13 protein-coding genes and 1 pseudogene are annotated in these 12679 nt (G+C 65.9%); 6 read left to right on the forward strand and 8 right to left on the reverse strand.

The window, feature by feature from the left end:
• Positions 1-88 precede the first annotated feature (88 nt).
• From yaaA to FCK22_RS03945, 3 genes are all read right to left on the reverse strand, one after another.
• The gene (gene yaaA, locus FCK22_RS03935; protein WP_067267825.1) at positions 89-868 is read right to left on the reverse strand and encodes a peroxide stress protein YaaA; all 780 of its coding nucleotides are present in this window, start codon (positions 866-868) and stop codon (positions 89-91) included.
• 30 nt (positions 869-898) lie between these two features.
• Positions 899-2944: a DNA helicase RecQ gene (gene recQ / locus FCK22_RS03940; protein WP_067267827.1), complete on the reverse strand. Its 2046-nt coding sequence runs from the start codon at positions 2942-2944 to the stop codon at positions 899-901.
• Positions 2945-3053: 109 nt separating this feature from the next.
• Positions 3054-3341: a YggT family protein gene (locus FCK22_RS03945; protein WP_067267829.1), complete on the reverse strand. Its 288-nt coding sequence runs from the start codon at positions 3339-3341 to the stop codon at positions 3054-3056.
• A gap of 132 nt (positions 3342-3473) precedes the next feature.
• Between FCK22_RS03945 and FCK22_RS03950 the strand changes: the two genes are divergently transcribed.
• From FCK22_RS03950 to arfB, 6 genes are all read left to right on the forward strand, one after another.
• Entirely contained in the window at positions 3474-4052 is a 579-nt protein-coding gene (locus FCK22_RS03950; RefSeq protein ID WP_067267849.1) for an acyl-CoA thioesterase, read from the forward strand.
• Positions 4053-4156: 104 nt separating this feature from the next.
• Positions 4157-5530, forward strand: coding sequence for an MFS transporter (locus tag FCK22_RS03955; protein WP_067267830.1), 1374 nt, complete (start codon positions 4157-4159; stop codon positions 5528-5530).
• Positions 5527-6471, forward strand: coding sequence for a penicillin-insensitive murein endopeptidase (gene mepA, locus FCK22_RS03960; RefSeq protein ID WP_067267832.1), 945 nt, complete (start codon positions 5527-5529; stop codon positions 6469-6471). The genes FCK22_RS03955 and mepA overlap by 4 nt, the downstream gene beginning before the upstream one ends.
• The gene (locus FCK22_RS03965; RefSeq protein WP_067267834.1) at positions 6444-7358 is read left to right on the forward strand and encodes an esterase-like activity of phytase family protein; all 915 of its coding nucleotides are present in this window, start codon (positions 6444-6446) and stop codon (positions 7356-7358) included. Before mepA ends, FCK22_RS03965 begins: the two co-directional genes overlap by 28 nt.
• A 63-nt stretch (positions 7359-7421) precedes the next feature.
• Complete coding sequence (locus tag FCK22_RS03970; RefSeq protein WP_067267835.1) at positions 7422-8042, forward strand: queuosine precursor transporter; 621 nt, start codon at positions 7422-7424, stop codon at positions 8040-8042.
• Positions 8043-8373: 331 nt separating this feature from the next.
• Complete coding sequence (gene arfB, locus FCK22_RS03975) at positions 8374-8796, forward strand: alternative ribosome rescue aminoacyl-tRNA hydrolase ArfB (RefSeq protein WP_067267837.1); 423 nt, start codon at positions 8374-8376, stop codon at positions 8794-8796.
• A 3-nt stretch (positions 8797-8799) separates the two neighbouring features.
• On the opposite strand, the gene cobF is transcribed toward arfB, so the two are convergent.
• From cobF to cobM, 5 genes and pseudogenes are all read right to left on the reverse strand, one after another.
• Complete coding sequence (gene cobF, locus FCK22_RS03980; protein ID WP_067267839.1) at positions 8800-9549, reverse strand: precorrin-6A synthase (deacetylating); 750 nt, start codon at positions 9547-9549, stop codon at positions 8800-8802.
• Complete coding sequence (locus tag FCK22_RS03985; protein ID WP_082852156.1) at positions 9546-9848, reverse strand: DUF1636 family protein; 303 nt, start codon at positions 9846-9848, stop codon at positions 9546-9548. Before FCK22_RS03985 ends, cobF begins: the two co-directional genes overlap by 4 nt.
• Positions 9845-10570: a uroporphyrinogen-III C-methyltransferase gene (cobA, locus tag FCK22_RS03990; protein WP_067267842.1), complete on the reverse strand. Its 726-nt coding sequence runs from the start codon at positions 10568-10570 to the stop codon at positions 9845-9847. Before cobA ends, FCK22_RS03985 begins: the two co-directional genes overlap by 4 nt.
• On the reverse strand, positions 10570-11892 hold the full coding sequence (locus tag FCK22_RS03995) for a cobyrinate a,c-diamide synthase (RefSeq protein WP_067267844.1): 1323 nt from the start codon (positions 11890-11892) through the stop codon (positions 10570-10572). Before FCK22_RS03995 ends, cobA begins: the two co-directional genes overlap by 1 nt.
• Positions 11889-12675, reverse strand: a pseudogene (gene cobM / locus FCK22_RS04000) (precorrin-4 C(11)-methyltransferase). Before cobM ends, FCK22_RS03995 begins: the two are co-directional and overlap by 4 nt.
• Positions 12676-12679: the final 4 nt, after the last annotated feature.

The following is a 12679-nucleotide window of genomic DNA, read 5'->3' on the forward strand; positions in this document are numbered from 1 at the left end:
GCTAGGTCTACGCCCCTTCGCCAAGCGCGGCAATCGCCCGGCGGGCGGCGCACGGCGGGAAGGCGCGCATCGCCGCCCCGCCCGCGGATCAGTTCGACGGGTAGGGCCGGACAAAGACTGGACGCTCGGGCGTCGAGGCATCGGGCTGATAGGCATAGCCGCCGCTGTCGAAATCCTGCAAGCCTTCTGGGTCGCTCACCCGGTGCTGCACGATGTAGCGGGCCATGGCACCGCGCGCCTTCTTGGCGAAGAAGCTGACAATCTTCGGCCCCTTGCCATCGCCCTTATCTTCCATGAATTGCGGGGTGATCACCCGCAGTTTCAGCGCCTTGAGGTCCACCGCGCCAAAGTATTCCTGACTGGCGCAATTCACCAGAACATCGCTGCCGGTCGCCTCACCCTGTGCATTCAGCGCTTTGGATAGACTGTCGCGCCAGTAGTCATAGAGGGTGCCGCCACGGCGTGTTTTCAGCTTGCTGCCCATCTCCAGCCGGTAGGCTTGGATCGCGTCGAGCGGGCGCAGCACGCCGTAAAGGCCCGACAGGATGCGCAGGTGATCTTGGGCATAGGTCATCTCATCGGCATCAAGGCTCGTGGCCTCCAGCCCCTGATAGGTGTCGCCGGCAAAGGCCAGCGCGGCGGGGCGGGTGACCTCGGCTGTGGGCTCAGCCTCGAACGCCTGAAAGCGGTCGCGGTTGAGCCGCGCCAGATCGTCGCTCAGCCCCATCAGGCTTTTAAGATCGCCCAAGCTGAGATTGCGCGCAGTCGTCGCCAACCGGACGGCGTCTTCCTGAAAATCAGGCTGGGTGACGGCGACATCGCGCGCGGCCCAATCAAGGCGTTTGGCGGGGGAAATAACGACGAGCATGGCAGTCTCCTTGGGGCGTTTCGGGGTGATCTAGCCCGCGTCGCGCAGAACGTCCAGAAAGGCGGGGCCAAAGCGTTCGGCGCGTTTGTCGCCGAGCAATCGTTCGATGGCCGAAGGGTCGGCGCTGCGCAGTTGCGCCACCTTTGCCAGCATCGCGGCAGAACAGCTTAGCGGCTTTTCGGTGCCCTGCGCGCCGCGCGCGAGGTCGGCCTGCACCTGCAAGAGTTGGTCATAGACATTGCCCGCCTCGCGCCCCGCCAGCTTGCGCCGCGCCTTGTGCATCGGCTGCGCCTCGCCGTTGATGACTTCGAGGAAGGCTGCACCGTAATTTTCCAGCTTCTTGGCACCCACCCCGCCGATCCGCGCCATGGCGTCGAGGTCTTGCGGACGCGCCTCGGCCATTTCGATCAATGTCCGGTCGGTGAAGATGATATAGGCGGGCACGCGGGCCGCCTCGGCCAGCGCGCGACGCTTGGCCTTGAGCGCCGAGAGCAGCGGCGCATCCTCGTCGCTGACCATGGCCTTGACCGCGGGCCGCCGGTTCGCGCCCGCCGCCTTGATCGTATCGCGGCGCAGGTTGATGCTGGCCTCGCCGCGCAGGATCGGCAGGGCGGCGTCGGTCATGCGCAGCGCGCCGTGACGCTCGGCATCCGGGCGCACGAGGTCATGGCCCATCATCTGCCGGAACACCGCCTGCCATTCGTTGCGGCTGTATTCCCCGCCCACGCCGTAGGTCGGCAGCGATTGGTGGCCGCGCTGGCGGACCTTCTCGGTCTCATTACCCAAGAGGATGTCGATGAGATGGCCCGCGCCGAACCATTCGTCGGTGCGCAACATGGCCGAGAGCGCCTTGCGCACCGCCGTGGTGCCGTCGAAAACCTCCGCCGGATTGTCGCACAGATCGCAGCGCCCGCAGGTGACCTCGGTCTCATCGAAATAGCCCAGCAGGGTCTTGCGGCGGCATTCCAGCGCTTCGGCCAGACCCAAAAGCGCGTTGAGCCGCCCGTGGTCGGCGGCGCGGCGTTCGGGCGGGGCCAGCCCCTCGTCGATCTGGGCGCGGCGCAGACGGATGTCGTCAGGGCCGAAAAGCGTCAGCGTCTCGGCGGGCGCGCCGTCGCGTCCGGCGCGGCCGATCTCCTGGTAATAGGCCTCGATCGACTTGGGCAGATCGGCATGGGCGACCCAGCGAATGTCGGGCTTGTCGACCCCCATGCCAAAGGCCACGGTGGCGCAGACAATGAGCCCGTCCTCTTGCTGAAAGCGGCGCTCGGCGATGCGGCGGTCCTCAGCCTCCATGCCGCCGTGGTAATGCAGCGCCTCCTGCCCCTGATCGCGCAGCGCCTTGGCCAGCCCCTCGGTCTTGGCGCGGGTGCCGCAATAGACGATGCCCGACTGGCCGCGCCGCGCCCCGGCGAAGGCGAGGATCTGGTCGCGCGGCTTGTTCTTGGCGGCAAAGGCGAGGTGGATATTGGGCCGGTCGAAACCACGCAGGAAAGCGCGCGGCGGGGTGCCGTCAAACAGCTTCTCAACGATCTCGGCCTGAGTCTCGGCATCCGCCGTGGCGGTGAAGGCCGCCAGCGGCACGTCGAGCGTGCGGCGCAGCTCACCGATGCGGAGGTAATCGGGGCGGAAGTCATGGCCCCATTGGCTGACGCAATGCGCCTCGTCCACGGCGATGAGGTTCACGCCAACCCGGCGCAGCATCCCCATGGCGGAGCCTGCCGCCAGCCGTTCCGGCGCCATGTAGAGCAGTTTGAGCGTGCCAGCTTCCAACGCCTCCCAAACCGCATCGGTCTCTTCGGGCGTGTTGCCTGAGGTGAGCGCCCCTGCCGCAACGCCTGCTTCTTGCAGGCTGCGGACCTGATCGCGCATCAGGGCAATCAGCGGCGAGATGACCACCGTCACCCCCTCGCGCATCAGGGCAGGCAATTGGAAACACAGGGATTTGCCGCCGCCTGTGGGCATGATGGCCAGCACGTTCTCGCCCTCGGTCACGGCCTCAACAATCTCTTGCTGGCCGGGGCGGAACCCGTCGAAACCGAATACATCACGAAGAAGCGTGGCAGCGCCTGTCATGGAGAACCTGTAAGATTGTCTGCTCTTTTTATGCAGACTCCCACACTAACAAAGCGTGAACAAGGCCAGATGCCCGCGACATCGGCGCGCGGGCGGGCCGAGCCACGCGTCAGTAGAAGGCCGCTGCGTTGTTGGTCAGCACGATCCGCGCCATGGCGACGGCGATCAGCACGATCAGGGGGGCGAGGTCCAGGCCACCCATCGGCGGGATCACATTGCGCACGCGGCTATAGACCGGCTCAAGAATGCGGTTCAGCCCGTCCCAGATCTGCGCCACCAGCGGCTGGCGCAGGTTCAGCACCTGAAAGTTGATCAACCAAGACATGATGACATGGGCGATGACGATGAACCAAACGATGTTCAAAAGCAGCATCAGGATCTGGAACAGCGACGTCATGGAATATCCCCTTGGTTTGACGCAAGACAGTTAAGCGCCCCGCCCTCAAAGGGCAAGAGTGCCGCGACGTATATGCTTGACCGCGCAGCGCTTCCGCCGCAGATCCGCGGCGTCACGACAAAGGAAAGCCCCATGTTCCCGATCATCCGCATGGCCAAAGACGTCATCGTCGCCGCGCGGCAGGCGCCGCTGGACAATCTGACCGACACCCATGTCAGCCACCACATCTGCTGGCCGCATGACCTCGATATCTGGATGGAGTTGAACAACGGGCGGGCGCTGTCGCTCTATGATCTGGGCCGCACCGCCATGGCGCAGCGGGCCGGGCTGATCACGCTGCTGCGGCAGAACAAATGGGCGATCACCATCGCGGGATCCAGCACGCGGTTCCGCCGCCGCATCCGCATGTTCGAGAAGTTCGAGATGCGCAGCCGGACCCTGTGTTGGGACGACAAGTTCATCTACCTTGAGCAATCCATGTGGAAGAAGAACGGCGAATGCGCGAGCCATGTGCTCTACCGTTCCGCCGTGACCGATCGTAACGGGCTGATCCCGCCGGAAAAGGTCTTGCAAGCGATGGGACGGCAGCAAGCTTCGCCTGAGGTGCCGGGCTGGGTGGCCGAATGGATCCGCGCCGATGCGCACCGCCCCTGGCCGCCAATGCAGGACGCGGCCCCGACCCCCGATGCGGCAGGGCCGCTTTCGGCCTGAGCCGACCGCCCTCCTCTGCCTCGCCCCCTGCCCTTACTGACGCTTGCGCCTTGCGCCCTGCCCTGCTCTAACTTGAAAAAGGGCAGGCCGCGAAGGGGCGCAACATGGCACAGACAGGCGGGCGCAAGCGCATCTGGGGATGGTATTTCTTTGACTGGGCCAGCCAGCCTTACAACACCCTGCTTTTGACTTTCATCTTCGGCCCCTATTTTGCCCAGACCGCGACCAATGCGCTGGTCGAAGGCGGGATGGAGCTTGGCGCCGCGAAAGCCCAAGCGCAGGCATACTGGGGCTATGGTCTGGCATTGGCGGGCGTCGCGATTGCGGTGCTGGCGCCGATCTTGGGCGCTGTGGCGGATTCCTCGGGGCGGCGGATGCCTTGGATCCGGCTCTTCTCGGCCATGTATGTGGTCGGCGCGGGCGCGCTGTGGTGGACGGCCCCGGCGGATTTCTCTCTGCTTTGGGCGCTGTTCTTTTTCGGCATCGGCTTGGTCGGGATGGAGTTCGCGACGATCTTTACCAATGCCTACCTGCCCGAGCTGCACCCCGACGCGGATGAGCGGGGGCGCATTTCCGGCGATGGCTGGGCCTTTGGCTATGCGGGCGGGGTGCTGGCGCTGATCGCGATGATCGCCCTGTTTCAAAGCGGCGCGAATGGGCGCACCATGGCGGGGCTGACGCCGCTTTTCGGGCTCGACCCGGCGACAAAGGCCGACACCCGCATCGTCGGGCCGCTGACGGCCATCTGGTACGCGGTCTTTATGACCCCCTTCTTTCTTTATGTGCGCGACAGGCCGAAACCCGGGGCCGTGCAGTATCGCGTGGGCGCGGGTCTTGCGGATTTGGCGCGCACCCTGCGGGGGCTGCCGAAGCATCCGTCTCTGCTGGCCTATCTCGGCTCGTCGATGTTCTACCGCGACGCGCTGAACGGGATGTATACCTTTGGCGGGGTCTATGCGCTTGGGGTGCTGGATTGGTCGATCCAAGAGATCGGCATCTTCGGCATCCTCGCGGCCATCTCGGGCGCGGTGTTCTGCGTGTTGGGCGGGCGGATCGACCGGCGCATCGGGCCGATGCCGGTGATCGTGGCCTGCTGCGTCATCCTCATCGCCACCGCCTGCCTGATCATCTCGCTGGGGCCGAATTCGGTCATGGGCGTTTCTTTGCCCGAAGGCTCCGCCCTGCCCGATATTCTGTTCTACGTCGCCGGGGCCTCTATCGGGGCGGCGGGTGGGGCGCTCCAGGCGTCATCGCGTAACATGCTGACCCGGCAGGGAAACCCCGATCGGATGACCGAGGCGTTTGGCCTCTACGCCCTCTCGGGCAAAGCCACCTCCTTTCTCGCACCGGCGCTGATTGCCCTGACCAGCGACCTCACCGGCAGCCAACGGCTTGGCATCACCCCTGTCGTAGGGCTTTTCATCGTCGGTGTGATCCTGTTAGCCTGGGTCAAACCCAAGGGAGATTTCGCCACATGACGCTGCTTCGCACCCTCACCTCCGTGGCGCTGGCCTTTGCGCTTGCCTCTTGCGGGGGCGGCCGGACCGAGACCGACATCAGCGGTGAGAAGGTCGCCCTGCCGACCATCGGCTCTTCGGGCGGCGCATTGAGCACGGTCGAGGCCAAGCGGCTTTTCGGGGCCAAGAGCTTTGCCTCCGCGCAATCTCCGGCGGCTTTCGGCAGCTATTCCAAAGGCTGCCTTGCCGGGGCCGAGCAATTGCCCGAGACGGGTCCGACATGGCAAGCCATGCGCCTGTCGCGCAACCGCAACTGGGCCCACCCCGAGATGATCGACATGGTTAAAAAGCTCAGCCGGAAGGCCGCGCAGCAGCCCGGTTGGGAAGGCGTCTATGTCGGCGATATGAGCCAGCCGCGCGGCGGGCCGATGCTGACCGGTCACGCCAGCCACCAGATCGGGCTTGATGCCGACATCTGGATGCTGCCGCCCAAATCCCTGAACCTCAGCCGGGCGCAGCGCGAGAATATCTCCTCGATCTCCATGCGCCGGGCGAGCGGGGCCTATGTGAATTCCTCTTGGACCCCTGCGCATCACGAGGTGATCAAGGCTGCGGCCCAAGACCCCCGCACCGCGCGTATCTTCGTCTTCCCCGGCGCCAAGGTGCAGATGTGCGCCGATGAGAAAGGCGACCGCAGCTATCTGCGCAAAATCCGGCCTTGGTACGGGCATCACTATCACTTCCACATCCGCATCAGCTGCCCCAAAGGCGCGCGCGGCTGTGTGGATCAGGCCCCGCCCCCGCCCGGTGACGGCTGCGCCGATGCGCGCCAGTGGCAGGCCAACATCCTGAACCCACCGAAACCGGATCCGAACGCGCCCAAAGTAAAACCCAAGCCCAAGCGCGATATCCTGCTTGCGGACCTGCCTGCCCAATGCAACGCCGTTCTGAACGCAAACTGATCCGCGCCTGCCTCCCGTTCTTTCTGCTCATCGCCTGCGTGGCCCCCGCCGCGCAGACAGGGCCGGTGGTGCAGGTGGACAGCGTGCTGACATGGCGCCATCCGGCGCCGTGGTTCGGCGGCTTTTCCGGGGTCGAGGTGAATGCCGATGGCACCCGCCTCACGGCGGTGTCGGACCGGGGCCGCGTGGTGCAAGCGCGCATGCTGCGCGAGGCGGGCCGTTTGGTCGCGCTTGAGATTGTGGAGGATGCTCCGCTCAAAGATGCCGACGGCAAGCCCCTGCGCGACAAGATGCGCGATGCCGAAGCGCTGGCGCTTGACGGCAGCGGGCAACTCTACGTCTCATTCGAGCACGACCACCATGTCGCGCGGCTGTCGCCCGAGAGCGGCGTCACCACCCCGCTGCCCAGACATGACGACTTCGCCAAGTTCGAGCCAAACGCGGGGATGGAGACTTTGGCCGCCCACCCCGATGGGCGGCTCTTTGCGACCCCCGAAGGCGGCGGCCCGGCCTCGGGTGATTTCCCGCTCTATGCCTTTGACGGCAGCAGTTGGACGATCACCGCAGAGATCCCGCGCCGGGGGCCGTTCCTGCCGGTGGATGCCGATTTTGCCGAGGACGGCACGCTTTACCTGCTGGAGCGGACGATCACGCCGCTGGGGTTTCGCAGCCGCATCCGCAGCTTTAACCTCACCGCGCCTGCGCTTGGCGAAGAGACACTGCTGACCTCCGGCCCCGGTCAATATGACAACCTCGAAGCGCTCAGCGCGTGGCAGGATGCGGCGGGGCAAACCCGGTTGACCCTGCTGTCGGACGACAACTTCTTCGTCATGCAGCGCAATGAGGTGGTCGAGCTGATCCTTGCCAAACCGGGTTCCGAGGGCTAAAGCCGTCCGGTCTGCGATCCCCGCAGGCCAAGTCGCCGCACCCTTGCACAAAACGGTTCACATATGACACGCACCTATCTTCCCGGCATTCTTGCCATGGCCGCCATCGTCGTGGCCTCGAATATCCTTGTTCAGTTTCTCTTTGGCCAATGGCTGACCTGGGGGGCTTTCACCTATCCGCTGGCCTTCCTCGTCACCGATGTGATGAACCGTCTCTACGGCGCCTCTGCCGCGCGCCGGGTCGTGTTGGTGGGCTTTGTCGTGGGCCTGATCTGCTCGCTCATTGGCACGCAGATCATGGGCGAGTTCGGCCCGCTGGTGACGATCCGCATCGCCGTGGCTTCGGGCACCGCCTTCCTCGTGGCGCAGCTGTTGGACGTGACGATCTTTAACCGTTTCCGCGATGGCGCATGGTGGCGCGCGCCCTTGGTCAGCACCTTGATCAGCAGCGCGATCGACACGGCGCTGTTTTTCTCCATCGCCTTTTCGGCCAGCCTGTCGTTCATCCACCCCGCCACCGATGTGGCTTGGGCCGCCGAGACGCTGCCGCTTTTGGGCACGGGCCCGCGCGCGCCGCTTTGGGTCTCGCTCGCCGTGGCGGATTGGTCGGTCAAACTGGCCATCGCGCTGCTCGCGCTGATCCCCTTCCGGCTGCTGACCGCACGGCTGACCGCCCGCGCATGATACCGGCGCAGGGGGCCACCCCCTGCCGCCGCGCCCCTTAAAAAAAAACGCTTTGCGAATTTCAAAACCTGTGCAACGCTCAGGGTGAGTTCAACAAATGTAAAGGAGGTGATCCAGTGTCAAGAAAGGTATTGGAGCGAGGTGTCGGAACAGCCAGCGGGGTTTCCTGCTAGGGCAGCCCCTGGCAATGCAACCACCTGGTGGACGTCGGTCTAACCGATCCCCCTCCTGAAACCATTCGATTGGGCCGCTCCGCAAGGGGCGGCCCATTTCGCATTCCCCCTTCACCCTCACCGCGCGGGCTGGCATGTTGCGGGGGCAAGGAGAGCCCATGCTGCACATCAACGATGACATCGCCATTCAGGATTGGGAGCTGACGGAAAGCTTCATGCGTGCCTCCGGCCCCGGCGGGCAGAATGTGAACAAGGTCTCCTCGGCGGTGGAATTGCGGTTCGAAGCTGCCACCTCGCCCTCCCTGCCGCAACCGGTCAAGAACCGGCTGCGCCGTCTGGCCGGGCGGCGCTGGACCACCGAAGGCGCATTGGTGCTGCAATGTGACGAGACCCGCAGTCAGGCCCGCAACCGCGAATTGGTGCGCGAGCGTCTGGCCGAGTTGATCCGCCGCGCCCTCACCCCGCCGAAACGCCGCATCGCCACCCGCCCGACGCTGGGGTCGAAAAAGCGCCGCCTCAAGGCCAAGAAGGTGCGCGGCGAGGTCAAAGCGATGCGCGGCAAGGTCGATCCCGACGGTTAAGAATCAGCCGCGCCGGAGCAGGTAGATGTCCATGATCCAACCATGCGCCGCGCGGGCGGCGGCACGGGTGGCGATGATGTCTTCGGCAACCTCGGCCAACGGGCCATGGCGGATGATCTCTTCGGCCATGCCGACATAGGCGCCCCACCAGATCGTCACGCCTTCCGCGTCCAACGCCTGAAAGGCGCCATCGCCATCGAGCATGATCACCAGCGTATCGACCCCTTCGGGCCAACCGTGATCGCGCAACTGCCGCCCGGTGGTCACCATGAAGGGCGCACCGATCTCATTCAGCGGGATCGCATGAGCCGCCGTCAGCCCTTGCAATGAGGTGATGCCGGGGATCACGGTGATGCGGGGCGCAGGTTCCAGCCGCGCGGCGATGCGCAGGGTGCTGTCATATAGCGACGGGTCGCCCCAGACCAGCAGCGCCACCCGCCGGGCGGTCGGATGCTGGGCCATCGCCCCGCGCCATGCCTCGGCAATCGCATCATGCCAGTGGTCGACGCGCGCCCGGTAATCTTCGATCGCCGGGTCACGCACGGGCAGATCGAAGCCGACGATCTGCACCGCTTCATTGGTCAACACCTCGTCGCAGATGCTCCGCCGCAGCCCCGCCAGATCATCCTTGCCCGCGCCCTTTTGCGGGATCAAGATCAGGTCTTGCGCGTTCATCGCCCGGATCGCTTGCAGGGTCAGATGCTCAGGGTTGCCGGTGCCGATGCCGATCAAAGTCAGTTCCAGATCAGTCATCCCGGTATCCTCGCGATTGCCTTTAAACGCAGCCCGCCAAGCACCCGCGCATCGGCGAATTTTCCGTCGGCAGAGGCGGCATAGAGCGTCACGAAACGGCGCAAATCATCCATGTCGGCTTCGGTGATTTCGCCGAACAGATAGGCCACCTTGCCCGGCGCGCGAAAGGCGACGGTCTGCGCCCGCGTGCAGCCTGACATACAGTCGATGCCTTCGACCTCCACCTCGGACAGGCCTGCGCGGACCACGTCCAGAAAGCCGCCATCGGCGGTGCAAGAGGTGCAGACGAACGCTTTCACGTCTCGAACTCGGCCAATGGTCCGTAAAAGATCAGCGCCGGCGTGGTGCTGCTGGTGCTTTCCAGATGGCGCGCCAGCGTTTCAATCGTGAAGCGCTGCACTTTCTCCGCCGGGGTCGAGACCGCCTCGGCCAGCAGCGCGGGCGTGTGGCCTGGCAGCCCGTGTTCGATCAATCGTGCGGCAAGGCCCGCAAAGGTGCGTTTGCCCATATAGACCACGGTGGTCGCCATCGGATCGGCCAAAGCGGCCATGTTCACGTCGCGCGGCAACCCTCCGGTCACATCCGCGCCGGTGATGAATTGCACGCGCCGCGCGGTCATGCGGCGGGTCAGCGGGATGCCTGCGGTGGCGGCGGCGGCAGAGGCGGCGGTCACGCCCGGCACGATCTCGAAAGGGATATCCGCCGTGCGCAGGGCGATGATCTCTTCCTCCAGCCGTCCGAACATGCCGCTGTCGCCGGATTTCAACCGCACGACCTTCAGCCCGGCTTGCGCATGATCGACCAGCACGCGGCTCACATGGTCTTGCTTGGGCGAGGCGCGCCCGGCCCGTTTGCCGACGCCGATCAGGTCCGCATCGGGCCGCGCGTGCTCCAAAATTGGGCCCGCGCTTAGGTCATCGAACAGCACCACATCCGCCGCCTGCAACCGCGCCACGGCCTTGACGGTCAAGAGCTCCGGGTCGCCGGGGCCGGAGGAGACGAAGGAAACGAATCCCCCCATCACAGCGCCGCGATCATGTGAAAGAAGGTGCCCGTGGCACGCCCACCCCCCGCGAAATCGCGGACCGAGCCGGTCTCGGGCACTTCAAGGTCATTGGCATCGGTGATCCGGGCCAGCGGGGCGTCCGGCTCGGCAAGGATCGTGGCATAGTGGAACTCATGTCCGCGCAATTCGGCCCGTGCGGAATGGCCGGGGATCGGCGCGTTGAGGTCGGCCTGACGGTAGCCCAGATGCATCTTGCGTTTGGCGAAAGAGGTCTCGAGCCCCAAAAGCCCCGCCATCTCGTGCCGGGCGCCCTCTTTGTCGATGAGGCCCGCGCCCATCGCCATATAGCCCCCGCATTCGCCATGCACGGGGCGGGTCTCGGCAAAGGCGCGCAGCCCGTCGCGGAATTGCGCGGCGGCAGCGAGCTTGCCGGCGTGAAGTTCCGGGTAGCCGCCCGGCAGCCAGCAGCAATCGGCGCTGTCGTCCGGCGCTTCATCGGCGAGCGGGGAGAAGGGCAGAACCTCTGCCCCCGCCGCGCGCCACCCGGCCAAAAGATGCGGATAGACAAAGGCGAAAGCGTTGTCCTGCGCCAGCGCGATGCGCTGCCCGGGCGGGGTGATCTGCGCCGGAGCGGGCGGGTTCTGCAACGTGCCCCGCGCGGCGGCCCGCAGGGCGGGGACATCGACATGGGCCGCGACGAATGCCGCCGCCTGCCCCAGCAGATCGGGCAGGTTTTCCTGCTCTCCGGCCTGCACCAGCCCGAGGTGACGCTCGGGCATTTCGATCTCCACCCGGCGCGGCAGCGCGCCGAAGACTTTGATCCCGACAGCCCCCATCCCCGCGCGCACCAGCGTCTCATGCCGGGGGGAGGCGACGCGGTTCAACACCACGCCCGCCAGTTCCACATCGGGCCGCATCTCGCGAAAGCCGAGCGCCGTGGCCGCCACCGATTGCGCCGCCCCCGATACGTCGAGCACCAGCACCACCGGCCAGCCCATCAGCGCCGCGACATCGGCGCTGGCGCCATTGCCACAGGCCCCCGGTTTGGCCACCCCGTCAAACAGTCCCATCGACCCCTCGCCAAGGATCAACTCGGCCCCATCGGCATTGCCGACCAGCCCTTCGATCCGCGCGCGGTCCATCGACCAACTGTCGAGGTTGAAAGACGCCCGGCCCGAGGCGGCCGTGTGAAAGGCCGGATCGATGTAATCAGGGCCGCTTTTGAACGGCTGCACCGCGACACCTTCGGCGCGCAGCGCGGCCAGCAGCCCCAGCATCAAGGTTGTCTTGCCGGTGCCGGAGGCCGGGGCGGAGATCAGCAGGCCGGGCGGGATCATGAGGAAGTCTCCGGAAAGCGCGGCTCGGCCCCGACAGGGCGGAAGCGGCGGTCATAATCGGCGGCGTAAAGGCGGCTCTCGCCGAAATCCTCGGCCCCGATGGCATGGCCCACGAGGATCAGCGCGGTACGGGCCATTTCCTCGCCCACTTCAGTGCGCAGGGTGGCAAGCGTCGCCTTGACGATGCGCTGATCGGGCCAGCTTGCACGCCAGACCACGGCGACGGGGCAATCGGCACCGTAATGCGGGGTCAGTTCTTCGACGACTTTATCAAAACACATGCACCGACAGGTGGATGGCCAGCGTCGCTCCAGTGCGGGCGAAATTGGCCAGGGTCTCGCCTTCGGGCATCGCCGTGGCGCGGCCCGAGGTGCGGGTCAGGATCACCGATTGCGCCACGCCCGGCAGGGTCAGCTCGGCCCCCAGTTCCGCCGCGGCGGCTGCAAAGGATGGCACCCCCGGCGTCACGTCATAGGCGATGCCCATCTCGCGCAGGCGGCGCAATTGTTCGCCCATCGCCGACCAGACCGACAGGTCGCCCGAATGCAGCCGCGCCACGTCATGTCCTGCGGCATCGGCGGCGGCGATCTCTTCCATGATATCGTCCAGCGACAGCCGCGCGGTGTTGACGATCCGCGCCCCCTCGGGGCAGTGGCTCAGCAACGCCTCGGGCACAAGCGACCCGGCGTAGAGGCAGACCCGGCAGGCCGCGATCAGGTCGCGCCCGCGCAGGGTGATGAGATCCGCCGCCCCCGGCCCGGCCCCGATGAAATGTACAGTCACGGTA

Source organism: Sulfitobacter sp. 15WGC (genome assembly GCF_005068605.1).
GTDB lineage: Bacteria > Pseudomonadota > Alphaproteobacteria > Rhodobacterales > Rhodobacteraceae > Sulfitobacter > Sulfitobacter faviae.